We start from the raw sequence: 26,736 nt of genomic DNA on the forward strand, positions 1-26,736 counted from the left end.
TGAGATGTTGATATTCCGCTATTTGCTTAAGGAAACCCTTAAGTCTCAGTTAGCCATATTTTTCATTCTAATGGCGATATTTGTCACCCTTAGATTTGTACGTGTACTTGGTGATGCCTCAGACGGCGATATACCAGCAGGACTAGTACTTGGCTTTCTTGGGCTATACGCCCCGATTCTCGCATCACTCGTGCTGCCTATAAGTGCTTATTTAGGCATTATGCTGGCCCATGGGCGACTGTATGTAGACAGCGAAATGACTGTCATGCGTGCATGCGGTATCAGTGAGTGGTACATCACCCGAGTGATGTTGTTTCTCTCAGTACTCATTATGATAGTAACGGGGGCGATTACCCTCTATTTTGCCCCTATGGCGGCTGAAAACGAGTACCAACTGAGGGAAAAAGCCCGCAACGAAGCCGGCCTTTCTGCCATTATTCCTGGTCGATTCCAACAAACCGGTAATGCCAAAGCGGTTATTTTTGTTCACGACATTGATACGGACGACCAATTGCGCCGCGTGTTTTTATCGCAAAATAAAACTGAGAATGGTGAAAATCAGGTTCAAGTGGTTTACGCGCAAACAGGGCAAGTGGCCAGTAACCCTGATGGCACCCGAAACTTGGTGTTAAAACAAGGGGTGCAGTACGAAGGTCAGCAGTCGCAAAAAAGCTACCGCAAGGTGGAATTCGATGAATACCAAATTCAAATAGCCGATAAGCCTGCAGAGGAAGCAAGACGCAAGGTTAGCGTTTTACCTACTACTGAATTATGGGGTGACGAATCGATAGAAGCCCGTGCAGAGTTACAATGGCGTATAGCTATTCCTCTTTCACTGCCCTTCTTGATTCTTATTGCGGTGCCATTGAGCGCGGTAGATCCCCGCCAAGGCCGATTTGGAAAAATGTTCCCGGCTATACTGCTCTATCTTGGCTACTTCTTATTGTTATTAGCCAGCAGACGGGTACTAGAAGACGGCAAAATCCCCCCTCAACTTGGGTTGTGGTGGGTGCATACCATCATGCTGATAATTGGTGTTGCCTTGATTGTGCGAGACAGAAAAACAGGCACCCAATTTAGGGCCTGGATATTGGGGAAAAAATAGATGTTTAAAATCCTCGATTTATATATTGCTCGCACGCTGTTAGGTACGGTAACTGTTACTCTATCGGTCCTTATTGGCTTAAGCGCACTGATTAAATTCGTAGAGCAACTGCGTAAAGTGGGTGAAGGCGACTACGACATGATGGTGGCGTTCCTTTATGTTGTGCTTAGCTTACCAAGAGATTTAGAACAGTTTTTCCCCATGGCAACTCTGCTCGGCGGGTTAATCGGTATGGGTGTACTTGCCAGCAACAGTGAGCTTGTTGTTATGCAAGCAGCAGGCATGAGTAGATGGAACATAATTGTCTCTACCATGAAGTCTGCCACTATCATGATTCTATTGGTCATGGCTGTGGGTGAATGGGTAACCCCCTTCAGTGAATCTAAAGCCAAAGAAATTCGCACAGAGGCCATTTCAGGCGGAAGCTTATTCTCTTCAGAGCAATTGGTTTGGGCTAAAGATGGCGAACACTTCGTGAGTATTGGCGAAGTGTTAAGTCGTGATTCACTAAAAGATATTAATATTTTTGATTTTAACGACGACCTTTCACTTGAAAGTATTACCTATGCTAAATCGGGTAATTTCGATGGCAGTGAGTGGCGTTTAAGTGATGTGGACGTTACGCGTTTTAGTGAAACCGCAGTAACGTTAGATAACGAAAAAAGTATGCAATGGAACTCGACATTAACGCCAGATAAGTTGGGTATTGTTGCCGTAAAACCTGAAGCTCTATCTATTTCTGGTTTGCTAGACTATGTGGGCTATTTGGCTAATAACGGACAAGATCCATCACGCTACGAATTGGCACTGTGGCGCAAAATTTTACAACCTGTGTCGGTAGGGGTAATGCTATTAATGGCCTTGTCGTTCATCTTTGGCCCGCTGCGCAGTGTTACTATGGGTGCCCGGGTGATCATGGGCGTACTGACCGGCTTTGGCTTCTTCATTTTAAATGAAGTGTTTGGCCCACTTAGTTTGGTATATCAAATTCCACCGTTTTTAGGCGCTTTACTTCCCAGCTTATTGTTTGCGGCCATCGCCGCCATCATGCTGAGAAAGTAGCGTATTTTGAGTCGTCTAATTTGAGTCGCTTGAATTAAGCGTTTGGTTGAATCTTCAGACACACTAGGCTCTTCCGCTTCAACACTGGATACAAAAAAGGGAAGCTTAGCTTCCCTTTCTTATTGGTATTAGCGCTTTTGCTTACCAGCTTTTATGATCGTTACTTTCTTTAGTCAATTTGAGCACTTGGGTTTGCGCCAATCTATCTTGCAATGACTGCTTGTGCTTAAAATCAAAAAGTACCAATAGCGTACCTAAGCCACCTAGTGACGCCACCAAACGAATAAGCAATCGCGGCCATGTCATAGGTGCATCTACGGTGCTGAAAATACGAAGTCGCCATGCACGCATTCCCAAGGTTTGCCCACCTCGCTTCCAAAACCATAAAAAGAAACCAACCACCCACAAACCAACCCATACTTGAATAAGTAACTTATACCCAGTAGATGCTTGAATTAATTCAGCGGGCTGCTCGTAGCCTTGCAAATCCAATATACCATTTGAAAGCAACACAATAAGCGTCACTATTACCACCATAGCAGCACACATCCCCACCGCAACGGCAACCAATGTATCGTAAATCATGGCAGCTAAACGGCGAATAAAGCCTGCACGTTCTGAGGAAGAGGTAAATTCGACAGCTTCATTTTCGGTGAGTTTTTCACGCTTATTCGCTTTTTTTGCATTGCGTGCAGCACGTGACGCTTTGTTGTGACTTTTGTTCAAAATACTTCCGATACAGTTCAATACCGCGCTAGTGTGCCACAACCCTGACAAGGCATAAATAACCGATACGGAAACAGGGCTAGTTTTAATACTTAGTATTGTGAATTGCTAAGCTATAACCGGTTAGAAATAGCGTGTAAGGTGTAGAGCACAAAGAATATTTATACTTTTTGCATCTAATTACAGACGGCAAACGTTTAATAAGATGTAAACACAAACAATCGATCGAAAAATTCTTGTGTCTATGCCCTGATCAGAGTTCCGAAGCTTAAGGCCATTTAATTTCTAAATGCCATGTATGGCTCGGTAAAGAAGGATACTTTATGGAACATGAAACCTTGTTTCCCCTACTGTGTGAAACAGCGAATGGCAATAAAGCCGCTTTTGCTGAGCTATATAAATTAACTAGCCCTCAACTGTATGCTGTGGTGTTAAAGCTTTTGAAACGGCCGGAACTGGCCGACGAAGCAACCCAAGATGCTTTTATCAAAATATGGCATAACGCAGGCAGTTACCAACGTGGTAAAGGGACTGTGCTGACTTGGATGGTCAGTATTGCTCGCTACCGTGCATTAGATTTAATGCGCTATCACAATGTGAGAAATGAAGTATCACTAGATAACGAAGCGCCTCAATTGGATGAGTCTTCTACCCCCGTTCGGATGAATACCGAGCAAGATAAATTAGCGGAATGCATGGATGAATTGGATCAATCCCAACGTCAAGCTATACAACTGGCTTATGTAAACGGACTTTCCCATCAAGAAGTTGTGAACCATTTGTCGTCGCCTCTGGGCACTATAAAAAGCTGGATTAGACGTGGCCTTCAAAGCTTACAAAGGTGTTTGTCATTATGAATTATTTGAAAGAAGAACGGTTAAACGCACTCGCGGCCGAATATGTGGTGGGTACCTTAAGAGGCAAAGCACGTCTGCGCTATCAAAAACTATTGATGCAGTACCAAATCGTAGGTGAAACCACCGCCAAATGGGAAGAATACTTGGTAGGCTTCTCAGACGGCATAACCCCTGTAAAGCCTCCCCATGCTGTGTGGGAACAAATTCAGCATCGTCTTGATCATGGCAATTCAACAAAACCAGTGTCGAACGTTGTTGAATTTGAACAAGCAAAGCAGGCTAGATGGCGTTATCTCTCCTTTCTGTCTACCGCTGCTGCAATGATATTTGCGGTACTTCTTGTCGTGATGATGCCAGTAGCCGACGAAGAAACGTCACATGTTGCGGTGTTTAATAACGCCGACAATGCGCCGTTATGGGTAATAGAGATTTCTGAATCCACTATGGATGTAAAAGTGACCAGTGCATTTGCTGCTACGACCGATAAAGACTACGAGCTATGGATGGTACCTGAAAATGGTGAAGCACCTATTTCATTAGGCTTAATGCCTGAATCTGGCTTCGAGCATTTTGCGACGAATGCCATATTACTTGATGGTAGTATTGCTGCGCTTGCGGTGAGTTTAGAAGCGCCAGGCGGCTCAAAAACCGGCGCACCTACTGAAGTGTTATACATAGCGCCGCTGGTTTCTGTGTAATAAAGAAGACATTTCTAAAAAAGTACTTTTGAAAGCCGGCGTTCAAGCCGGCTTTTTTGTGTTCGATAAAAGGGTTTTAAATAAAAGTAAATAAACTTGCATCCAACTTCGCATCCGAATCGTTTGGCTTTATGAACTCACTCACTAAGAGACATAATATGATTTCGATTAAACGTTCAGTAGTTGCTGTATCTTGCGCACTTATTGCCGCAGGCGCAGTGGCTTCAAGTCACCGAGAAGCACCTAATATTACACGTCACCCCGCTTTAGACAGCACCGACTTTTACGCATTTAATAGCTACGAAGAAGGGCGTGAGGGCTACGTTACTTTCATCGCAAATTACATTCCACTGCAAGATGCCTATGGCGGCCCTAATTATTTCGCCATGGATCCAAACGCGCAATATACTATTCATATCGACAGCGATGGCGATGCAGTTGAAGACATTAGTTTCGTTTTTGAGTTTCAATCTATGCTTGCCGCTGAAAACGAAGGCATTGCATTACCTATTGGCGCAGCCGGCGAAGAAAAAATGGTGAAAGTGCCATTAAAGAACATTGGCCCTGTTAGTGCTGACGATCAAAGTGCAGCCAACTTCTCAGAAATGTATAGCTTAACAATGGTATCGGGCGACATGCAAAGCGGCGAGCGTACTACGCTGACGCCAAGTGCAGGTGATATGTTTACCAAACCACTTGATTACATTGGTAATAAAACCTTTACCAGCGAAGCAGAATACGCACGTTATGCTGAAAGTTTTATTTATTCGTTTTCAATACCAGGCTGTGACGACATGGCAAAGGTATTTGTAGGCCAACGTAAAGACCCGTTTGTAGTAAACCTAGGTAAAACCTTCGACTTGGTGAATTATGTGCCCGTTGAAGGCGATAGTGCCCCTGGCGCAGGTGATGGTGCTGGTTTTCCAGGCGGTATTACCCAAAGCGATGACAACGATGACTTAGCCGATAAAAATGTGACCTCAATTTCTGTTGAAGTACCTTCAGCATGTGTTACTGGCGACGGTAATGGCGTAGTGGGTAGTTGGACAACAGCCAGCCTTCCACAAGCACGTATCCTAAACCCTGATGCAACCTTTGAATCGCCAGAAGTTAATGGCGGCGCGATGACCCAAGTATCTCGCTTAGGCAGCCCATTAGTTAACGAACTGGTTATCGGTATTGGCGATAAAGATACCTTCTCTAGTGCCCACCCAAGTGATGATGGTCAGTTCGCTGATTATGTTACTCACCCTGCACTACCAGAATTACTAAACATCTTGTTTAAAGATGCAGTAAACACAACGTTAGGCACATCAATAGAAACGTTAGCGCCAACTAATTTCCCAAGAAATGATTTAGTTGCTGCGTTCTTAACAGGTTTCCCTGGCGTTAACCAACAGGCAACGGTAACGGCGTCTGAAATGCTTCGCTTAAATACAGGCATTCCAGCAACACCTGCAGCCGACCAATCTGCATTCGGTGTAGCAGGCGACGATTTAGCTGGCTTCCCGAACGGAAGAAGACCTGGCGATGATGTGGTAGATATTGCCCTACGCGTTGTGATGGGCCGCTTATGTTATCCCATTCCAGTGAATGGTGAAGATACTGATTTAGGCTTGTGTACTGAAGAAGATGCAAGCGTAGGTAATGTTCCATTCACTGATGGTGCGCCAGTTGATGCCAGTATGACCGATGCGTCATTCCCTTACCTTAAAACACCTATAGCGGGTTCTGAATAAGGAGTGATGATTATGAACAACGCTCTTTTAAGAGGCTTAGTTTTGGTAGGCGCACTCAGTGCGCTTACTGGATGCTTTGACAATGACGATGATAAGCCAGAAGTAAACGTGGCACCGGTAGCTGAAGATGCCATGTTTACTACCCAGGCTGATATTGCGTTCACCGAAATGCTCAGTGCAAGTGATGCTAATGGCGATGCTTTAACTTATACGCTAGCCACAGACAGCGCAAACGGAACCACAACGGTAACAGCAGACGGTGATTTTACTTATACGCCGAATGCGCAGTTTACCGGAACTGATTCTTTTGTATTCAGCGTATCTGACGGCGTAGCCGATGCTGACACGGGTGAAGTGACTATTACTATAGATGCGCAACAAGTCTCGTTTTCAAGCTATACACGAGATGCATTTAATCAAGAAGCGACTGATGAGCCCCTTCCTATTAACGGAAGAGAATTCACTCAGGATGCCGAAGAAAGTAGTTTTGATGACTTAATACCTCAGCAATAAATAGCATTAGCGCCATGGATGGCGCTGTTTTTTTCTTAAGATTGTTTACTTTACGTTTATCTACCCTAGGAGTTCATACTATGAAGTTAATGACTCGGCTTATCGCACTTAGCGCTTTGTCTATATTATGCTCATCGGCGCTGGCATTTAATGATACAGCCTCTCTTAGCGGTACATCAGGCGACATTCCTAGCAATAAAGTTATCGCCACATGGAGTGCACAACCTCAAGCAAAAATGACCATAGCACAAGCACAAACAGTGCTCAGTCAAAGCCGTTATCCCGATGCAACAGGTAATGAAAGACAACAGGTGATTCGCTTCATCCATTATCAAAAACAGCAAAAAAGTTCCCTTTCAGCTAGTGCGCAAACGCAACTTATGGTGTTAGAGGCCAAGGTGCTGCAAGGCACCCATCAATTTCGCGAAGCTGAAGCTATTTTAAACGAAATAAAAACGCCCCTTTATGCACCTGCTTTACTGCTACTAGCAGACATTAACATTCAGCAAGGCAACCCCGTTGCGGCCAAAAAATACTGCCAACAATTAGTTGGCAAAACCAGTTATCTATTGGCTTTCACATGTATTTTAAACGCCGAATTCACACTTAATACTAATAGTGCTAGCTACGAGAAACTACTAAACCTTGAGGCATTTGCTGAAAAATCTCGTGTGGAAAAAACGAATGCTAATAACACTAGCATCAAGCAAGGGGGCGCGAGCGAACGCCTGTGGTACTACGAAACCTTGGCAGCAATGGCCTACACCCTTGATAAACCAGAGGCTGCGCTTTCACACCTGAACAAAATAGACACACAAAAACTGCCCGTAAGCGCACTATTGCTATGGTCTGATGCTAAGCTCAAACTTTCAAAATCTCAAGATGTGATTAAAAGGCTTACAGCAATTCAAACTGCAGCTAATCGCAATTCCAACAGTACAGGAAAGAACATAGACGATGGTTTATTGCTTCGCATGGCAAAAGCAGAACGGCAAATAAGTCTTCATGATACTGAAATTCAAAAGCAATTAGCTGATAGAATGGCTTTACGTACTTGGCGGGAAGATGTTTCTCATGCAGCGCAAGTAGCTAGTTACTTTTTAGATATTGACTATAAACCAGCTATAGCCCTGAAATTCGCTAGGCTAAACTGGCAAGCAGCACAAACACGAAGTGACGCTAGGTTACTGGCACGGGCCGAAAGCGCTGTTGCCACATCATCGACATTGAATTAAAGAAAATATATGAAAGCACTTGTAGTTACTCTTTTTTTGTCACTTTTAGTTATGAACGCAAGCGTAGTAAACGCCCACGAACTGAGTAGCGGGTATTTAACCCTCAACGCGGGTGAAGAAAATACCTATAGCGGCGAATTGTTATTAAAGCCCGATGATATTGGGCAAGTAGCAGGGCTAGATACCAACGGAGATGGCGCACTGACGTGGGGTGAGATTCATCAAAATCAGCCTTTGTTAGAGCGCTATATAACGAAAGTGCTAAGTATTAGAGTAGATGACTCGCCCTGTGAAATTAACCTTAGCATGCCAAATATTAGAAGTGTTTCCGGCGATTCTTACTTGGTCTCACCAATTCAAGTTATGTGTGGATCAGATGGTATATTGGGCATCCACTACGACGGCATTTTTGAACATAGCCCTACCCATAAGCTGCTTGTAAACGTAAACCTTGCTGATCAATCAGGAAGTCGTGCACAAGGCAGTTCACAAAGCACTTCAGAGAACACGTCTGTTACCAGCGTACTTGATACAGATAGCCGCAGCGTTACATTCGATGCTAGCACTACGTCACTAACCGCATTGTTCATTTCGCTAGTGTACGAAGGTGTATGGCATATCTTCATTGGTATCGATCATATCCTGTTTCTAGTGGCTACTTTGCTTACCGTTAACCTGGTAAGAGAGCAAAAACAGTGGCAAAAAGAGCCTTCAACTTCTCGAATACTAAAGCACACTGTAATATTAGTCAGTGCGTTCACCCTAGCGCACTCTATTACCCTGACCGCTACCGCCCTGAATTTTATTGCGTTGGATAGCCGTTTAGTCGAGCTTGGAATCGCTATTTCAGTGCTGCTGACTGCTCTTAATAATATCTATCCGCTCATTGTGCGATTAGGTATTATTACCTTTGCCTTCGGCTTATTACACGGAATGGGGTTCGCCAGCGTATTTGCCGATTTAAATGCCCAGTCAAATAACCTTGTGCTTAGTGTGGCTGCATTTAACATTGGTGTAGAAGTGGGTCAGTTAGCTATTGTGGCCGTGTTACTTCCTTTGCTGTTGTGGCTTAGACATTATACGTTTTATGCCAAAACTTTAATGCCGCTGGTATCTTCAGTCATTGCCATCATTGCGATTAACTGGACGATTCAGCGCTGGTAACGATCATAGCAGTAAACCTTGTTTAGAACGCTTAACACTGGTGTTAAGCGTTTTTTTTGAATGCAACATGTCATCGCGAGTGTCACGCCAAATGTCACAAATGTAACCTTGATTGCACCTCACGTTTCTGCCGCATAACCTTTGCCCCTACACGCTGGGTATCAATGAGGTTTCTAGCACAGGGTTAATTATTTACATAAGAGCAAGCAATGAGTAGTCGCGAGCAAAATCGGGTTCTGGCAGGCCCCACCATTCCCACATTTTTCTATTACGTTATTCCCTCAATGATAGGCTTACTATCACTTACCACCGCTAGCCTTGTAGACGGCATTTTTGTGGGAAATATCGTCGGCTCAGATGCGTTAGCCGCCGTTAGTTTGCTGCTGCCGTATTTAACCTTCCTTATAGCTATATCACTCATGCTCGCCATTGGCGGCGCGGTAACGGCAGGCAAGTATTTAGGCGAAGGGAACACTACCGCCGCCTCTGACATTATGAGTAAAACTCTGATAACCACTGTGCTAGTTAACGTTTGTTTTGCACTGCTAAGTTTTGCTCTTGAGCCTACGTTATACGTAATTTTAAACGTACCTGCGCCTATTAAACCGCTGGTAACCGAGTATTTTGCCATTATTCGTTGGGTGTTCATTCTGCAACTAAGCACCATGGTGCTTTATTATTTTGTGCGCACCGATGGTCATCCTGTGCTGGGAACAAAAGCCTTAGTCATAGGGGCGCTTACTAATGTTCTTCTTGATTGGGTATTCATATTGCACCTTGATATGGGAATAGCGGGCGCCGCCTATGCTACTGCCATCGCGCAGCTTATACAGTGCGTGGTGCTTATGACCTACTTTTTCAGCCAAAAACGTACCCTACGCTTTTCCTTTAAGCAGAAAAATTGGCGTGCTATTTTCTCCACTGCCTATAACGGCGTTTCAGAATTCGTAAATGAAGTATCAGTTGGCGCCCTTTTCTTACTCCTAAACTGGCTGCTGATTGCACAGTTAGGGGCTAATGGCGTTGCTGCGTTTAGCGTAGTGAACTATTTTATTTTTCTTAGCGTGATGGTGTCTTATGGGGTAGCGGATGCTCTTCATTTACTGGTTAGTCAGAATTACGGCGCAAAGAACACCATTCGAGTTTACGCATTTCTAAAAATTTCACTTTCAAGTGTTTTACTCACTGGCCTGCTGCTAGCGGGTGCACTGATTTTTGCACAAGCACCTCTTACCACCTTATTTTTAAATGAACGAGACAGCGAGGTAACCGAGCTTGTTAGTCACGTTATAGGCCTGATGTGGCCGGTGTTCATTGTAAATGGCATTAATATTCTTCTAGGGTGCTACCTAACGGCCATTCATAAACCCGCGCCGTCGGCATTGTTAGCGCTATGCCGTAGTATTTTATTTCCCGCAACTATGCTGGTGTTCCTCTACGTTATTTTTTATCACAGCACGCTGTTGGCGCTGTCACCTTCCCCACTATTATTTCTTATCGCACTGCCCATTGCCGAATGGCTCACCTTTAGTTTTGCTCTCATATATAGCTATCGATTCCGCCCCACTACGCTTTTGGAATAAGTAACAAATGTAAACTAACTTGAGCATGATAATCATTCTCATTACGATGACGGGGAATTTTAATGTCTGAGTAAGGGGAGAAAAGCATGGCCACAATCGCCAAGCAAATTGCAGATAATGCATCCTACCAAGCTTTTGTTAACGGCTATTTAAAAGAAATAGATGAAGGGGTTTGGCACTCGATAGTGCAATGGAAGACAGCAAGTGGCTTCAATACAGAAAACCACGATAAATTCATGCTGGAATTACAACTTCAGCACAGTGAAATAAAGCTGGTATTCGGTGTGGCGTTTCGCTCAATCGTGGGAAGACACAAACTCACTGGAATTTACCATCAACGTCCAAACAGCATGGAATGGCACCCACTAGACTCTATTTCAGCCATCATGCTATTGATTAAAGAAATCTACGCTCGGTCAAACACCCCTCATGTTTGTGAGCAGGAATTGGAACTCACATCACGCACTATTGAAAGCCATCAGGTAATGGCTGATTATGTCCAAGAAAGAAAAGATGATCCCGCACTAAAAAGTCCTCGCTTTATTGACTCTGAACAGTCGGTGTTGTTTGGTCACTGGCTCCACCCTACTCCAAAATCTCGCCAAGGTATGCACCGTTGGCAACACGCGCATTATGCCCCTGAACTTAAAGGCAGCTTCAAACTACATTTTTTTGCCGTAGAGAGGAAATGGCTAAACCAAAGTTCGGCGATTGAACTTTGCGCAGAACACATTGTGCTTCGTATAGCAGAGCAAGACGCTGGCGATGAACAAGTAGCTTTGATTAAGCAGTTTAGTGAAGCGGGCAAGGCGTTAGTGGCGGTTCACCCACTTCAAGCAGAATGGTTACTAAAGCAAGATTACATCCACCAGTTAATTTCCACTGGGCAATTACATCCATTAGGCCCGCTAGGCGCAAAGTTCACACCAACGTCATCGGTTCGAACCCTTTACTGTGAAAAGCTCAACTTCATGGTGAAAGTTTCTATTCCGGTTAAAATCACCAACTCCATGCGTGTAAACATGGGTCATGAGCTTGATGCTGGCGTGACCTTAGCGAAGCTACTTAATACAACACGTTTTTCGTCTCTGCATTCACAGTTTCAAGTTATTGGCGACCCCGCTTACCTATCACTTTCTTTACCTGATATGGATGAAAGTGGCTTTGAAATGATATTGCGCGATAACCCATTTAAACAAACCGAGAAAGAATTAGGCATTGGAGGAATACAATCAATAGCGGCGCTGGTGCAAGACGCTATTCTCCCTAACGACCGTTCAAAGCTTGCCACTATTATTCATACGCTGTCTGTTCAAGAGGGACGTTCAGAGCACCAAACAAGCATTGCATGGTTCGACCGTTACTGGAAATGCGCAATAGAGCCAGCCATTCGATTGTTCGATCAATTTGGTATTGCACTAGAAGCCCACCAGCAAAACTCCCTATTAGACCTAACTGAAGGCTATCCGAAAACGTATTTTTATCGGGACAATCAAGGGTTCTACCTTTCAAGTTCGGTTAAAAGCACGCTACTACAGCTAGAGCCCGACCTCATTAAATGCCCAGATCTATTTTACGATAACGACATGATTTTCGACCGCTTTGGCTATTACTTAATAATTAACCAACTCTTCTCGGTAATTAACCGCTTCGGCTTAGACGGGTTAGTTAGCGAAGACACCCTGCTAAACCTGGCCCGCATAAAATTAGATAAGCTACTAACCCAAGTATCTTCACTAGGGCAAGGGTTGATACGCTCCATTACAGAGCGTAAGTCTATTCCTTGCAAAGGCAACCTGCTGACCCGGGTAGATGACGTTGACGAGTTACAAGCTGAGATGGAACAAGCCGTTTATACCCAAATTAAAAACCCATTTTACTGCTTAACACCGCCAGTTTCCCTCCCCAATAATCCAGCCACCACATTCGAGGTTTGCCTTGAATCAGCCTAATATTCAGAAAAGACCTGCATTAATGCATGTGAATAAGGGGCTAAACACACGTTCAAAAGCCCGTGTAGTCAAACAACTCGTTGAAGCATTATTATTTGAGAAGCTTGTTCCTTACCACTATACCAACGGCAGCTTTTGGTTTTCAGTTGGCTCCACCCGTTACATCGCCCGCGGCCATATCTCAAGCTTCGGCCGAATTCGATTAGATGCTACCTATATAAAACAAATTGCGCCCTTCAAGACAGCCACCATTGATTTACCTACCTTAGTAAACGACTTACCCGCAAGTGATAGCACAAAACGCCAATTGCTAAAGGAGTTAGATCAAACTATCGGGTTTTGTGAATGGAACGATGTGCATTTATCACAATTACAGAGTCGACGACATCTAGTCTACTCGGCCTTAGAATCAGCCATTTTAGAGGGCCATCCCTACCACCCTTGTTTCAAAGCCCGCACCGGCTTTAGCACTAGTGATCATGCGAACTATAGCCCAGAAGCAAATAACCATTTCAAGCTTCACTGGTTGGCCATTAAACACGCCTTTTTAGCAGAAAACTTGCCAACGGAAACCATGCATTTTTGGCAGCAAGAACTGGGCAATGAAACACTAAATACTTTGCAGCAGCGGTTAAATACTACAAGCACACATGGCCAAGAATATGGTTTTCTACCTATCCACCCTTGGCAACGACAAGTATTAGCATCTGAGCTCACACAACCTATTAATAACAAAGATGTTATTGATTTAGGTGAATGTGGCGATAGTTATCAGGCCACTATTTCGGTGAGAACGTTACTGAATGTAACCTCACCAAACAAAGCGCATGTGAAGCTGCCTATGAACATGGTTAATACATCTTCTTTGCGCACCATTGAACCTCATTCAGTGACAACAGCACCGGTCATTTCGAACTGGTTAGATACCATTATCAAGCAAGATAGCTGGTACCAAGAAAAGCAAAACCTTGCTATCCAAAATGAATATGCAGGCATCGTAGTTCGACACCCCGATACTACTGTGGGGGCCGAGCATTGGGCGAACAAACTATCCCCAAGTCTTAGTGTAATTTTTCGCAACAGCCAACCGCTAAAAGAAGGCATTACGCACGCCCTTCCCTTTGTTGCATTATCTCTGGTTGAACACGACGGTTTGCCCTTTATCGACCCATGGATAAAAAAATACGGCTGCGAAGCTTGGCTAACACAACTACTTGAAGTAACGGTTATTCCGGTGTGGCACTTGTTAGTTAAGCACGGTATAGCTTTGGAAGCCCATGCACAAAATATGATTTTACGGCATGACAATGGCTGGCCAACGTCGGTGGTATTGCGGGATTTTCATGAAAGTTTAGAGTATGTCGACAGCTATCTTGCGCAGCCAGCGCTAACGCCTCACTTCGCTAATTTACACCACGATTACATTCATGCACCAGCCAATCAATTTTACTGGATGTCAGATGTAGATGCACTGCGTGAACTCTTCGTAGATACCTTGTTTGTATACAATCTTACCGATGTAGCCGAGTTGATGCATCGCTATTATCACTATGAAGAAAGCCAGTTTTGGCAACAAGTTAGTCATGCATTAACAGCCTACGAAAAAACGGCTAAGCCATGCCCTACTCGCATAAGGAAAATCAAATTACTTGCGCCCACTATTCAAACTGAATCTCTACTCGCCAAAAAGCTGAGTGGCCAAGGGACGCAAGAATTTCATCACACTATCCCTAACCCTTTACATCCACTTTAATGTGCAGGAGATTTTCATGTTAAGTGTTGATACCACATTTTATTCCACCCACGATTTCGAACGTTTTTACCAGCAATTTTCAGCAATTGCCGAACTGCATGCAAAGCACACAAATATTGCCGTTTGTCTTAGCGATACCGCTACATGGTTAGCCCTATGCCTCTACGCTAAAAACCATGATATTTCAGTGATGCCAATTCACCCAGATACGCCGCTGTCACAGGCCAAGCGTAGCGCCAGCAGAGCTAAATGTGGGGTATTGTTTTACGGCGACATGCACTCCCCAATTGCTGTTGAATATGAAGGTGAGGCAGACCAGCATGCCGGGCTTATTCAAATGAGCTCTGGCACAACGGGGGAACCTAAGTGCTTAAAACGAAGTTGGGTAGCTATAGATGTAGAAATAGCCAGTTACATTTCTCACTTCCCTGAGGCTGACGCTATGACCCCTTACGTAGCCTGCCCAGTCACCCACTCATACGGACTAATATGTGGGGTGCTAGTAGCGCTCGGTAGAGGCAAAAGCCCGACAATTATTACCAATATCAACCCAAAATTTATAATGAAGTTATTGCTGGCAGCAAAAAAACCGCTACTTTACTCGTCACCTGCGATGTTAAATATGCTTAGCATGTTATGGCCGAAAACCAGCACGCTTTATGCCGCCATGACTTCTGGTACCTTAATGTCGAAACCAACCCGCGATAAGGTAAGTGAACGAGTAACGCATTTATACCAACAATACGGATGTTCTGAATCTGGTTGTGTCAGTCTAGGCCCTCTCACATCTTCCAACACCAGCATTGGTCATGTTCTGCCTCATATTCAGATATCGTCTGGGCATGACGTCAATTACCCTGAAGAAATTGTGATAACCGTACCTGCAATAAATGCTAGCCATCAGGCACACGTTATCCATACCCAAGATTTGGGCTATTTTGAGCATGCAGAAAATGTGTCACCGATGCTGCATTTCATCGCGCGCCAAGACGACACCATTATTGTCTCGGGTTTAAATGTATACCCACAAGAGATAGAAGATATTGTTCTTGAACACCCAAGCGTGACCGATGCCGTACTGTTTAAAGTAAACGACACCACGGCGGGTCAGCGAGCCTGTTTATATTTCACCACCGACAAACTCGATGCCGATACGCTTCGGGCTTGGTGTGGCGACAAACTTGCCGCGTACCAAATTCCGCAATTTTTACATGCAGTGGAGCACATTGAACGCCTAGCAAACGGCAAAGTGAATCGGAAAAAACTGGCAGAAGCATACTGTGCCCAAAAGCACCAAAACGAACTAGCACAGATGGCAGAGTAACCCCATGGATAAACAAAACATTATTGATGCCATTAAATTGGTACTTGAAAAAGAGCTCAACAACCAAAAGCTGCGCGACTTTAGACCAGCGGCTCGGCTAAATGAAGACTTGTATTTAGATTCAGTACAGATAATGCAGCTACTGGTTCATATAGAATTGACGCTTGGTATTGATATACCCGACGCTGCGCTGAGTAATGAAGACGTTGCTACCGTATCTTCGCTAGCAGACTTTCTGTTAAGCCAGTCAAACGGCCGAACTAACGAAACTAGCAATGCGACAAATGAGGTAACTGAGGTCCAACAAGAGTTTGAAGATATCAAAGTGCACTGCTTTGTGAGCTGCTTATGCGAAAGCATTAAAGCTGATCCGCGCGTAGATCACAGACCATTCTATTTTGGCGTGTGGGACGCTGAAGTACTCATTAGCAATGACCACCATTTAGCCTACCACTCAGATGACATTAACCACGATGAGTTTAGAGCCTGGTATAAAAAAATATATGGTGTATCGGTTACGCCATGGTATTGCGAGTCACTCACCAAAAAAGAAAACATTCACACTTTGCAAACCTTGCTAAAGCAAAAGTCTGAAAGCGAAAACATTATGGTAATGCTTGATATGTATTTGCTGCCAGAACGTGAGAACAAATTTAATCAAAACCCTTTCCCTCACTATGTAATGTTAGAAGAGACAGGCGAGCCAGATATATGGTTCATGCATGACCCTGACTTTCGCTGGGAAGGCACGCAAAATAAATCACAAGTCATCGCCGCTATTGAATCAAAAGCTGTTGCAGGCGGCTATATTTTTGATAGCAGCAAAATAACGCCGAGTAAAAATTCCGTTATCGCCGATTACTTCCTCAGCTGCTTCAACGCAAACCACAACCCAATGACGGACAAAGTACGAGATGTTGTTCACGCACACATTGATACAGAAAATAGTGCAACCGATATTACTCAGCTTGGCGAGGCGCTTAAGCAGCTTCCCGTATTAGCAATTCGTAAGTATGCCTATGAACATGGGTTTGCGTTTTTCTGGCGAGACATCGGCTTTCCAGAAGAAGAATTTGAGTATTGGTGCGATGTGATTGAAGCCCTTGTAAGCAATTACAAAAACATTCAGTTTCGTGCCATGAAATTAGCCTCTGACCAACTAAGTCAGGCTCATAAAAAAGCATTAATAGAAGAAATACTCTTACTATTAGATCAGCAAGATGAGCGCGAATTTAGCATTAAAAAACATCTACTTGAAGTATTTTCGCAGTGGTCAAGTTTGCACCAGATAAACTTACACGGCACACAGAAATGTGTTGAGGAAGTGGCAGTATGAACCTTTCAATTTGTACGATATCTTTTCGCCATCAACTCATTTCAATAGAAGAAATAGCCCAATGGGCACAGGCCAACCACTTCCAGGGCATAGAGCTGTGGGGGGCACATGCAAATAACCTCACCGATCAACCCCGTTACGATAAACAGTGGCTAGCATCTTACGGCTTAAGCGCCACCATGCTAAGTGATTATCTGCCGCTACTGGTTTCTGAAAACGTGCTCTATCACAAAGTACAACACCTTTGCAGACTAGCCAAACATTGGGGCGCCAGTAAAATTCGAACATTTGCGGGGGGAGAAGGAAGCCTTGATTATACTGAAGCACAGAGAGACGTTTTGTTTAAAAGGCTTCAGCAAGTATGTGACTGGTTAGCTCCTCATGATTTAAATTTGGTCATAGAAACTCACCCAAAAACCTACGCCGACTCCGTAGCCTCTACGCAAGCCATGTTCGCACATGTTAATAGAGATAATCTTCAGTTAAATTTTGACGTACTTCATGTGTGGGAATCAGGTGCTGAAATTACCAGCGCACTTGAAACGCTACTACCCCATATCAATCATTTTCATTTTAAAAATATTAGCGATGCATGCCACCTATCAGTCTTTGCGCCTGAAAATGTATATGCCGCAGCAGGAACACGAGAAGGCATGGTGCCTATTTTTGAAGGAGCGGTAGAGTATCAAAATTTTATTGAGTATCTACACCTTCATCATAGTGCAGGTATAGCCAATGCAGATACGTCATTAGAATGGTTTGGCAATCATGCTAAGCAAGTTCTCAGTCGCGACAGGTATTTAATCCAGCAACTACAACAAACATGCTTAAGCGCGTAGAAACGAGGTGCTTACTAATGACTATGTCGGCCACTTCGCCAAGGCATGATTCTCAGCCTGCTAATGAACGCCTACTCACGTTCGATTTTGCCCGCGGCATACTCATTATTTTGATGGTACTGGTTCACGTTTTAGATTTCTATGGAGATACAAGTACGCATGAAAGTGTAGTGGGCTCTACTATTGGGCTTCTGGCCAGCTGGCAAGTGGCCGCGTGGTTCGTATTTATTATGGGGATGTTTATTACCTACAGCGGCCAGCAAACGTTAACAACGAGTTTAAAACGTGCGTTGGGGTTATTCGCACTAGGCTATGCGCTAAATATTGCCCGAGGCGCTATCCCAATGTGGCTTTCGCTAAAAATGGGGCTAGTCACTCAAGAGCAATTGGGAAATTATACCCCTACTACCGAACTTTTAGTTGTAGATATTTTGCAATTTGCTGGCTTAGCGTTAGCGTGCTGCTTACTTATCAAACATCTATTTCCCGCTCCAAAACACTGGATTGGCTGCGCCCTTTTAGTAACTTTTCTTTCGCCCTATTTGTGGGACATTACAACAGGCTGGGCTACCCCCGATGAAGTATTAAAACTCTTCTTTGGGAATACACATCAAGGGGCAATGTTTCCCCTACTTCCTTGGCTAGCCTACCCACTTGCAGGCATGGTATTCGGCTGTTGGTTAAAATATTCAAACAACATTCAACAGTTTTTTAAAACATCACTTTGGATAGGTGCAGCACTTACCGCCACTGGCACGTTACTTATAATGACCAATACCGATTATCATATGGCCAGTAACATGCGAGCTGGCCCAGGAATGATAATTAGCTTAACGGGTGGTGCGCTTGTTTTTTTATGGCTTTGCCAACGTTTAACACAAGATCAGAGTGCCAATCGCTTTGTTTTACTTTTGTGCTTTTGGGGGAGAAACGTTACAACCTACTACGTTATTCAATGGTTGTTGATTGGCTGGGGGTTGATGCTAGTAGGCTCCCAACAATTGCCGCAAATAGCAGCAGTTTCGGCAATGCTAGTGGTAATGGTACTGTCTCATTTTGGCGTAGTGTTTTGGTTAAAGGTACGCAGTATTCGCACTATGAAATTTGCTTAACTACCATCAAGGTTCTTGGCTTCAACAGGTATTCAACGCCTTTTGAAGCCAAGAATGTTTATCTTTTATTCAGTCAGACATATAACGGTAATAAAACCCTAAAAAAAACTTGTACACCTGAGCTACATCGCTATAATGCAGCCTCATCGATAGCAAGACTATCTAAGCCAGTGTGATGGAATTGGTAGACATGACGGATTCAAAATTGATAATGTCTAACACCCTTATGTAGGCAAGTCATTGAAAGGTAAGCGCCTTTTGACTTAAACAAGCTAAAACATGCTTGCAAAGATTTGCAAAGTTTTTAAACCTCGCAAATATTAAAATTTGATGCCAGAGTGATGAAATTGGTAGACATGACGGATTCAAAATCCGTTGCTAGAAATAGCGTGCCGGTTCAAGTCCGGCCTCTGGTACCATCTCTTCTTTTTTGAAGGAGATACTAAGACCGACTATTAATTCGGTTTTTTTGTATCTATAAAGAGCGGCTCTACCCCATAAACGGGGGATCAGCACTCACCTCTATACTAAGCGGCATATGATCACTAACGCCGATCCATTCATTACGCTTGCCGATAAATAATTTTGACTTAAGAATAATATCTCTAGAAAAAAATGCATAATCGATGTGGTATGGTTTTTCTTTTTTTCGATGCAAGTGAATGTTGGAGAACTCTCTTTACCTTGCCCCTCTTTAAATTGTTCGTGATATAAGCTCGAAATCCCCATTTCTCTTAACTCAGCTATGACGTCGCTATGACTCCATCAACGATCTCCCTTATCCCAAACCGCATTACTATTAAAATCTCCGATAATAATCGTTTTCTCATTTTCCAAGTCATTTCTGTGAATTTTAAGATATTTCCAGAATTGCCCCATATAACCAAATATCTGGGAACGTTGTCGATGTTCTATCAAAATTGCTACTCACACCTCTTTTTTTGACTAAGGCTTTTATAGATACACTTCACACGCAAAAAGAAAGTTGCGAGCACTGACGGGCTTCAACAGACGATTAACAAACCATCAGACTCTAGACTTCCAGTTTGACTGAATGTTAGAGAACAACTTTATACTATTCAGTTTATAGACTCCAAGGATTTATCTACGTAGTGGCATAGTGAACAAATGCATAGATAAGCGTCTAGCTTTAATCCAACAGAATTATTCTATTTATTGATGGCTCATGAATCCTTGATACGCATTTTCCCTTATCAATATCAACAGGTTGTGTGCAATTTTGAAATTCTACTTTGGATTTGATCTCAGACTCAATGTTGTATGAAAAAAGTGAACCTTGATCATTTTGAAAATATATATAATTTTCGTCCACTAACCAACGATATGAATTAGATGAAAGTGAGAGTATTAGTTCATCCTCTTTATCAGGATGATATCTCCAGACTCCTGGAAAGTATAATTTTGAGTAAAATAAGTCGCTGTCGTTGGCCTTAGAAATAAACCCACCTTTTACAATTAATTTTTTCTCTTCAAATGAAGAAAAATTTTGTGAAAACAAATGAGAGGATTCACCGTCGTATTTAGAATAAATTAGATTGTTTTTGTAGATTGTTGGGTTGTACCCCTTTGTAGAATAAATGGGTCCTACAATTTTGTTATGCTCAATTCGATAGACTTCAATTTTATCTTCAACCTGAATTGCTAGTTTTTGTACCTCATCTTCAACTGTAAGTGAGTTGATCGACTTTTCTTCATCAAATGCACTGAGTTGTGTATTTTTCTTCGTAGCTGTATTGAATGACCAAACTTGTTTTATTCCCCCACGATTCGAAATATATAAAATTTCATCACGATTATACAGTTGGCCAAAATTGTTTTTTGCGTTAGATCCAGTAGTGAAGCTGGCAGACTCGCCAGTATAAATATCTGCATAAAAAAGACCTTGGCCTACCAACTCACCGCTAGTCATAACTAACCCCTGCCCAGTTGAGACAATACTTTTAATTGGGCTAAAAGTAGGAACGCTGTTTCTAGCAACTTCATTTGAACCTTTAAAGCTGACAAAGGTAATCCCACGCCGGTTATTTAAAAATGATAAAGTTTTCCCATCCCATCCAACCGAAAAGTTTGTTACTTTCAGCGATATTTCCCAAACGCTTCTCCAATTGTCAGATGCATCTACCAACTCAATTTTATGTGAAATTCCATCTGTGCTTGAGAGCATTGCCACCAGCTCAGAGTCAGGTGATGCAATAATATTGTAAAAACCAATACCCCCTCCATGCTCTTTCTCAATTTTCTCCACTTTTCCCGTTGTTAAATCTCCAAGGAATATACTCGATGCAGTATCATTTAATTCAGCATCACTAAAAAGCACCTTGTCATGGTGAAAAAGAGAAATAGATGAAGAGTAAGAACCTGAATTACAAGGAAAAATTTTTATTGAGTTTGTGATCTCCCCTTTTTCAATAGTAGCTTTTCGAAGCTCACAACTATTTTCATCTGACTCTCTGTACATTAGCTCATTTGCGCTAATCCACGCAGGTTTATTAATGTTTTTATATTTATTAGAAATTAACCGTTTTTGTTTTGCTTCTTGATCGAAAATGGCGACTTGCCAATTGTCTTCATCAAACCTTTTCGTTGTATATGCGATAAGGCCATTGCTTGAGTTATAAGCTAACTCAATTTTTATATCGGAATTAGCTAAAACCTCGGTCGTCATAGCGTTTTGAAAATCAAATGAGGTAGGTTTTGTCGTGAAATACGTAACTGAAAACACGAATACCAAAGCTATTAAAAGTGAGAAAATGACTGTTAAAACAACTTTTGCAATAAGAGAAGTATCAAGAGTCTGATCTTTATCAATGCTTTCATTAGTATCTTCGAGGACGATTTGGTCCTCAATATGTTGCTTTGCGACTTCTTTATATTCCTCAATATGAGACGTGAACGTATAGCCCTTTTTCGCAGTGTTAACGATCACATTGTTGGACAGTCCTGCCCCCCGCAACTTACTTCTTAATGAGGATACCACTCGAGTAAGTGAGTTGTGGGTTGCTTCTGTGCTCCTCCAATGAGTCAAAAAAGTATCGTAAGTAACCAAATTATTACTATTTTCGATTAGCAACCTAAGAACTAAAGACTCCAAATAATCCAGCTTCAAGGGAATAGCGTGAGGATCACTTATAGGCATGAGTGTAGCGTTTGATAGCTCAAGCCTCACTTCCCTGTTAATGACTATAGAATTCATTTGCAAAAAATCGCCAACAATACTGCGAAGGATAAATATGTAAGAACTTTATAACAGTTTTATAAGTACTTCAAACTCCAGAAAAGCTTAAATAATCGGCGTTTAACTAAATTAATAATAATTTTAATACTTGAGGTATCTATGATGAACCACTTAAAGCTGCTACCCGCCTTTTTAATGTTAGGAACTCAATATGCATCCGCTAATATCGACTCAGTATCACTATATGGCAGTACAATTAGTCCTTATACGATTACGACCCAATTGGGATCAAATAACGTTGATAGTGACGATGACAAACAAAAACCTACCAATATTTGTAAAGGCTACCCCTTTTGTAAATATAAAAACATTCTGGTAATAAACAGAGTAAACAACCAAAATCATAAAGCTGTATAGGAAGCTAAAGATGGACTATAAAGCGCTTTTGGAGGAAGCATTCAAAGAAGGTTATAGTGCGGGAAGACAAGATGGATTAAACGGAGTTTACATCAAACCCAGAGTGAGTTTTGAACGTTATTTACTTGAGTATTTTAACGATGATAATAATCCTATTCCCAAAAGTGTCTCTGGTAATCCAGTTCAGTAATTTATTATTAAATAATCTAGAATTCCAAATTAGCCAGCAAACAATTACTACTAATTTAAAATTGGCATTAATCTTGCGCTGGCTTAAAATACACTTCTCATGCTAATATAAAGTGTTTTGAATGAATGGTGTAGGATTCATATTAGTGAATTTAATTTCACTAAAGCAAGAGCTTACAGCAGCCATAAAAAATCGGAACAGCGAGAGTTTTCTTAAAGAGCAATTATATGGCTACAAATCGATTTTTTCGAACAAAGTATTTCCTGACAACACTAAACCAAGATTCTTCCCTGCAAAAATAATCAGTAACGAACATGCTTACATGTTCAGCTCCCGACAAATTTCAAAACGACAGTTAATTGACAATTACTGTGCAAATGGAAAAGTTCTTATCGGAAAATCCCGTACTATTAATTGCTGTAAATATAATTTTGGCGAATGGAAAAATGCGAATTTTCTACTTCACCTAAACTGAGACAGGTTTAATTCGAGTTTTCTGCAATGATGAATGCAGAAGACGACAATGAAAAAATAATTTTGGCTGTCGAGCATAAATTTAAGAGTCTCTCTGCAAATAGCAAACTCAATAAGACATCATCAGATACTAAGCATCCTACTTTAAAAATAGCAAACAGCGAATCAATCGACAAAAATTTTTTAAGTACGGAAAGCTTTCAAATTGAATTCGTCGGCTCACTTGCTGCCTTAAAGCTGTTGTTATTTTCTGACGTGAAGACTCTGAATTTACCGTTGATTGGTGCAAGATTAACTGGGGCGACAATCAAAAAGTAAAAAGTGTTCTTGAAACTATAGTTTCAGGTATCAATGAAAACGCTGTTCAACAAAGTGAATAAAGAAAGATTAAGCATGCCGTAAAAGGCTTAAATATTCAGTTTCGTACAATACAATTTGAGTCAATCTTCAGCAAACTGTCACCCTAGCCATTAGAAATAGAACAATTTTAAAGTCAGGTTAGCCCGTACAACACCACATAATTTTCTGGAAATGCCTCAAATCTATTGAAAAGGTTTTCAAATAGAGCTTTCATTTTTATCTACTCAGCAGCGTAAATTAATGCAGATTTGCTAATATGAGCTTATAAGCTTATTTCCAACGTCGTTTTACCCCTAATACCTTTTGAAGGAATAGAAACGATTGTCAACACCCCTTCATCTAAAAATGAGAAATGACACATATAAGATGCGCGTAGCTGATTCCTTTTTCGGAAATTCTCTTCTAAAACTAAATAAATTGTTGAGGCTTCAAGATCAATATCGTCAACGAAAGCAGACTCAAAACCGAAAAATTCGTTGACGTACTTATACAAGGCCTTAAAAAGAGATTCTTTGGCAGAGAAAATTAATGTTGTTGCTCTATTATTAGGAACCCCATTAGCATTCAGCAGCAGTATCTCTTCTGCACTATGAATTTGATGAGCAATTTCGGCACTGACTTCTGGTGATAAATATCCTTCCAAATCAACCCCTAAGGAGTCGAATTGGTCAACACGACTTGCTATTGATACCGCCATATTTTCAGTATGGGAGATTGAACCACAATATCCTTGTGGCCAATCAGGCGCTCTATTCTTCGAGATCTTTATCTGCTGAATAAACTCATGAGGGAATTCTTGCTGCATTACTTTTTGAGCTGCGACTCTGCCAGCTAAAAACTCGGCCTGCCTTTTGGACACAGACTTTAGTATTTGATTTGGAAGTGAAATATCAAAATGATGAAACAAGGTTGATGTAAAATGACGTAATTGAAAATGGCACATTACCATATTGACTGGTAGTTTATTATGTGTCCATGTAGTGATCCTATTAATAAAAGCTGAATCATCATATTCATCCAATGACAATAATCTAAAATTTGATATATCCACTTTTTCAGCTATAGATCGTGCATGAAATTCAGACACACATATTTTCCACAACGTCGTTTACTTTCTTTATAACTACTTTGCGTTCGGTATTGATAAAAAAATGATCTCCTGCCACGACCGAATACGCAAAATCATCATCAGTTAACTCACGCCATGCAATTAGTTGATCGTATTTTACATCAACATCATCTTCTCCCCCCAAAACAGTAATTGGAATAGGTAACCTTTTACCTGAAGCCAAGTAAGAATCTGCTATTTTAAAGTCAGCGCGTAACAAAGGTATCAACATTGATATAATTTCTTGATTCTCCAAAATCTCTTTGGGTGTACCTTTCAATTTTATCAATTCATCAATGAATTCATCTTCAGGTAAGTTATGTACATTTCGTTTACCAGATTTAATGTGGGGCGCTTTACTACCTGATGCAATTAAATGCCTAGGCAAAGGTAAGTTATTGTTCTGTAATTGAACACAGGTTTCATAGGCAACCCGGCTCCCCAAACTATGACCAAAAAACACACTTGGTTTTTCACACAGGAATTCAGAAAAAGATAAGATTTTTGTTACTAACGATGACATGTTGTCATATGGTGTTTCTGCTAGTCTAGAACCACGACCAGGCGGTTGAACAATAACGACTTCTACTGAACTAGCTAGTTCGTTTAACCATGGCATATATATACTTGCAGAGCCACCTGCATAGGGAAATAAAAATAGCCTGAACTGAGCTTGAGGGACAGCACGAGGGATTAAAAATAATTTATTACTTGATGTATTATAAGTCATAATTAATGTTTACTTAGCTATTATTCTGTTTATTGCTATTTTCCGTTTCAGAAATATGCACGACTACTTTTTTAAAAATTTCGTTCATTTCGCTTACGTTCTGCCAGTCGACCTGGTCCCAATCAACTCCACAATCAAATTCACATACATTTTTTGTAAGTAACATTTTTATTACAAAGGAGGACTCGATACTGCCCAATTTATAGGCTTGGACACCTGTCCCAGTTAATTCCTTTTTCTTGACCGACTTATCATCAGGAGCGAAATATACTTCAATTAAACGATTAATTTCGTTCCTGTCGTTCACATTAAGCTGGGAAACATTATTTCTTTTTTTGTATGCTTTTTCAGTATTCAGCACCAGCTTTTTGACAGCTAAGAGTGGATCTGAAATACCATTTTCAAACGCTTTAATGACCGCTGGATATCTTGTCAATACGTTGTAATTATCATAGGCTCCCATTGAAACACCTAAAAGGTTTGAAATCTCCTTGATAGTGAGTGCCTTGTGTCCCAGCTTTAACATAGATGTATTTAATATTTCCACCTCTCGCAAAGCATCTTGAAACGCAAGTAACTTGCCGTGTTGAGGAAGCTCTTCACGGCTTGCATTTTCTTGAAATTGTTTAGTTTTTAACAATAAAGGTTTAGATGCATATACTTTAAAGTGCGCAGCACCATTGACCCCATCGTTATAAACCATTGCATAAAATCTTCTATGACCGGTTAGAATTCTATAGTCTCCGGCATCGGTAGGATAGATGGTAGGTGCTTGAATAACCTCTGAAACCGCCACATTTTCCGCTAACTCAATTATTGAGTTAATAGTCTTATTAGCCATTTTCCACTCAGTGGTACCGTACTTCAAACAATTTACGATACAAGACTTACCTACCAACACTTTGTCCTGACCCTGATAGATATTTACAAGCTGTGATTTGCTTAGTTGCCTGGAAACAAACTGATATGCATGAGAGTCACTGATAATTATTGAGGGTAAATAGCGGGCATTGGTGCTATCAGGTGATATTCTTGACAAAAATATCGATTCGTAACTATAGACTTCATCTTTTGCAAAGTTTTTAGAGTTCTTGTCGTTCAATACACTTGTGAACAAACGTTCTAATGAAATGGAGGCCAATGTATTTCCCTCAATTATACAAATTTACACACGAAAACATCCATTTTTAACGGAAGAGGTTATCTGAGATATGAAGTGACCTAGCCATTGCTTTTCAATTCTAGCTCCACACCGCCAATTCG

Annotated in this window: 22 protein-coding genes and 1 tRNA gene; 18 read left to right on the plus strand and 5 right to left on the minus strand. The window is 41.7% G+C overall.

The genetic code is table 11. From position 1 onward, the window contains the following. Window positions 1-4 precede the first annotated feature (4 nt). Window positions 5-1,105, plus strand: a complete 1,101-nt coding sequence (gene lptF / locus ALT761_RS16255) for an LPS export ABC transporter permease LptF (protein WP_013782777.1) — start codon at window positions 5-7, stop codon at window positions 1,103-1,105. Next, a complete protein-coding gene (lptG, locus tag ALT761_RS16260) occupies window positions 1,106-2,167 on the plus strand; it encodes an LPS export ABC transporter permease LptG (protein WP_013782776.1) in 1,062 nt (353 codons plus the stop codon). It begins immediately after the preceding gene. A 141-nt stretch (window positions 2,168-2,308) separates the two neighbouring features. On the opposite strand, the gene ALT761_RS16265 is transcribed toward lptG, so the two are convergent. Continuing rightward, the gene (locus tag ALT761_RS16265) at window positions 2,309-2,752 is read right to left on the minus strand and encodes an RDD family protein (RefSeq protein ID WP_041452682.1); all 444 of its coding nucleotides are present in this window, start codon (window positions 2,750-2,752) and stop codon (window positions 2,309-2,311) included. Between the two features lie 464 nt (window positions 2,753-3,216). Between ALT761_RS16265 and ALT761_RS16270 the strand changes: the two genes are divergently transcribed. The 14 genes from ALT761_RS16270 to ALT761_RS16335 all read left to right on the plus strand — a co-directional run bounded on the left by ALT761_RS16270 (window position 3,217) and on the right by ALT761_RS16335 (window position 19,417). Continuing rightward, window positions 3,217-3,750 (plus strand): sigma-70 family RNA polymerase sigma factor, encoded by a 534-nt coding sequence (locus ALT761_RS16270; RefSeq protein ID WP_129739978.1) that lies wholly within the window; start codon window positions 3,217-3,219, stop codon window positions 3,748-3,750. Beyond that, window positions 3,747-4,448 (plus strand): anti-sigma factor, encoded by a 702-nt coding sequence (locus ALT761_RS16275; protein ID WP_129739979.1) that lies wholly within the window; start codon window positions 3,747-3,749, stop codon window positions 4,446-4,448. The genes ALT761_RS16270 and ALT761_RS16275 overlap by 4 nt, the downstream gene beginning before the upstream one ends. A 158-nt stretch (window positions 4,449-4,606) precedes the next feature. Beyond that, window positions 4,607-6,187 carry a DUF4331 domain-containing protein gene (locus tag ALT761_RS16280; protein WP_129739980.1) on the plus strand — a complete coding sequence of 527 codons (1,581 nt, stop codon included), beginning with the start codon at window positions 4,607-4,609 and terminating at the stop codon, window positions 6,185-6,187. A gap of 12 nt (window positions 6,188-6,199) precedes the next feature. Next, window positions 6,200-6,700, plus strand: a complete 501-nt coding sequence (locus tag ALT761_RS16285; RefSeq protein WP_129739981.1) for an Ig-like domain-containing protein — start codon at window positions 6,200-6,202, stop codon at window positions 6,698-6,700. Window positions 6,701-6,780: 80 nt separating this feature from the next. Beyond that, window positions 6,781-7,935 (plus strand): hypothetical protein, encoded by a 1,155-nt coding sequence (locus tag ALT761_RS16290; protein ID WP_129739982.1) that lies wholly within the window; start codon window positions 6,781-6,783, stop codon window positions 7,933-7,935. A 9-nt stretch (window positions 7,936-7,944) separates the two neighbouring features. After that, window positions 7,945-9,099, plus strand: a complete 1,155-nt coding sequence (locus tag ALT761_RS16295) for a HupE/UreJ family protein (RefSeq protein ID WP_129739983.1) — start codon at window positions 7,945-7,947, stop codon at window positions 9,097-9,099. A 209-nt stretch (window positions 9,100-9,308) separates the two neighbouring features. Next, the gene (locus ALT761_RS16300; protein WP_129739984.1) at window positions 9,309-10,682 is read left to right on the plus strand and encodes an MATE family efflux transporter; all 1,374 of its coding nucleotides are present in this window, start codon (window positions 9,309-9,311) and stop codon (window positions 10,680-10,682) included. An 86-nt stretch (window positions 10,683-10,768) separates the two neighbouring features. Continuing rightward, the gene (locus ALT761_RS16305; RefSeq protein ID WP_129739985.1) at window positions 10,769-12,634 is read left to right on the plus strand and encodes an IucA/IucC family protein; all 1,866 of its coding nucleotides are present in this window, start codon (window positions 10,769-10,771) and stop codon (window positions 12,632-12,634) included. Continuing rightward, complete coding sequence (locus tag ALT761_RS16310) at window positions 12,621-14,387, plus strand: IucA/IucC family protein (RefSeq protein ID WP_129739986.1); 1,767 nt, start codon at window positions 12,621-12,623, stop codon at window positions 14,385-14,387. The genes ALT761_RS16305 and ALT761_RS16310 overlap by 14 nt, the downstream gene beginning before the upstream one ends. A gap of 16 nt (window positions 14,388-14,403) precedes the next feature. Further along, window positions 14,404-15,711: an AMP-binding protein gene (locus ALT761_RS16315; protein WP_129739987.1), complete on the plus strand. Its 1,308-nt coding sequence runs from the start codon at window positions 14,404-14,406 to the stop codon at window positions 15,709-15,711. Window positions 15,712-15,715: 4 nt separating this feature from the next. Further along, window positions 15,716-17,047, plus strand: coding sequence for a DUF6005 family protein (locus ALT761_RS16320; RefSeq protein ID WP_129739988.1), 1,332 nt, complete (start codon window positions 15,716-15,718; stop codon window positions 17,045-17,047). Continuing rightward, the gene (locus tag ALT761_RS16325) at window positions 17,044-17,886 is read left to right on the plus strand and encodes a sugar phosphate isomerase/epimerase family protein (RefSeq protein WP_129739989.1); all 843 of its coding nucleotides are present in this window, start codon (window positions 17,044-17,046) and stop codon (window positions 17,884-17,886) included. Before ALT761_RS16320 ends, ALT761_RS16325 begins: the two co-directional genes overlap by 4 nt. A gap of 17 nt (window positions 17,887-17,903) precedes the next feature. Further along, the gene (locus ALT761_RS16330) at window positions 17,904-18,998 is read left to right on the plus strand and encodes a heparan-alpha-glucosaminide N-acetyltransferase domain-containing protein (protein WP_172602907.1); all 1,095 of its coding nucleotides are present in this window, start codon (window positions 17,904-17,906) and stop codon (window positions 18,996-18,998) included. A 332-nt stretch (window positions 18,999-19,330) separates the two neighbouring features. After that, window positions 19,331-19,417 (plus strand) — tRNA-Leu (locus tag ALT761_RS16335). Between the two features lie 731 nt (window positions 19,418-20,148). On the opposite strand, the gene ALT761_RS16340 is transcribed toward ALT761_RS16335, so the two are convergent. After that, a complete protein-coding gene (locus ALT761_RS16340; RefSeq protein WP_129739991.1) occupies window positions 20,149-22,212 on the minus strand; it encodes a winged helix-turn-helix domain-containing protein in 2,064 nt (687 codons plus the stop codon). A gap of 409 nt (window positions 22,213-22,621) precedes the next feature. Between ALT761_RS16340 and ALT761_RS16345 the strand changes: the two genes are divergently transcribed. Together ALT761_RS16345 and ALT761_RS16350 are read left to right on the plus strand one after the other, a co-directional pair. After that, window positions 22,622-22,801 (plus strand): hypothetical protein, encoded by a 180-nt coding sequence (locus ALT761_RS16345; protein ID WP_129739992.1) that lies wholly within the window; start codon window positions 22,622-22,624, stop codon window positions 22,799-22,801. Between the two features lie 501 nt (window positions 22,802-23,302). After that, window positions 23,303-23,593 carry a hypothetical protein gene (locus ALT761_RS16350; RefSeq protein ID WP_129739993.1) on the plus strand — a complete coding sequence of 97 codons (291 nt, stop codon included), beginning with the start codon at window positions 23,303-23,305 and terminating at the stop codon, window positions 23,591-23,593. A gap of 304 nt (window positions 23,594-23,897) precedes the next feature. On the opposite strand, the gene ALT761_RS16355 is transcribed toward ALT761_RS16350, so the two are convergent. Genes ALT761_RS16355 through ALT761_RS16365 form a run of 3 tightly spaced genes read right to left on the minus strand, consistent with a single transcriptional unit; the run spans window position 23,898 to window position 26,614 of the window. Further along, the gene (locus tag ALT761_RS16355; protein ID WP_129739994.1) at window positions 23,898-24,722 is read right to left on the minus strand and encodes a 4'-phosphopantetheinyl transferase family protein; all 825 of its coding nucleotides are present in this window, start codon (window positions 24,720-24,722) and stop codon (window positions 23,898-23,900) included. Further along, complete coding sequence (locus ALT761_RS16360; RefSeq protein WP_129739995.1) at window positions 24,715-25,473, minus strand: thioesterase II family protein; 759 nt, start codon at window positions 25,471-25,473, stop codon at window positions 24,715-24,717. Before ALT761_RS16360 ends, ALT761_RS16355 begins: the two co-directional genes overlap by 8 nt. A gap of 13 nt (window positions 25,474-25,486) precedes the next feature. Further along, window positions 25,487-26,614: a ParB/Srx family N-terminal domain-containing protein gene (locus ALT761_RS16365; RefSeq protein WP_129739996.1), complete on the minus strand. Its 1,128-nt coding sequence runs from the start codon at window positions 26,612-26,614 to the stop codon at window positions 25,487-25,489. Window positions 26,615-26,736: the final 122 nt, after the last annotated feature.

The sequence above is a fragment of the Alteromonas sp. 76-1 genome, assembly GCF_900654235.1.
Taxonomy (GTDB): Bacteria; Pseudomonadota; Gammaproteobacteria; order Enterobacterales; family Alteromonadaceae; genus Alteromonas; species Alteromonas naphthalenivorans.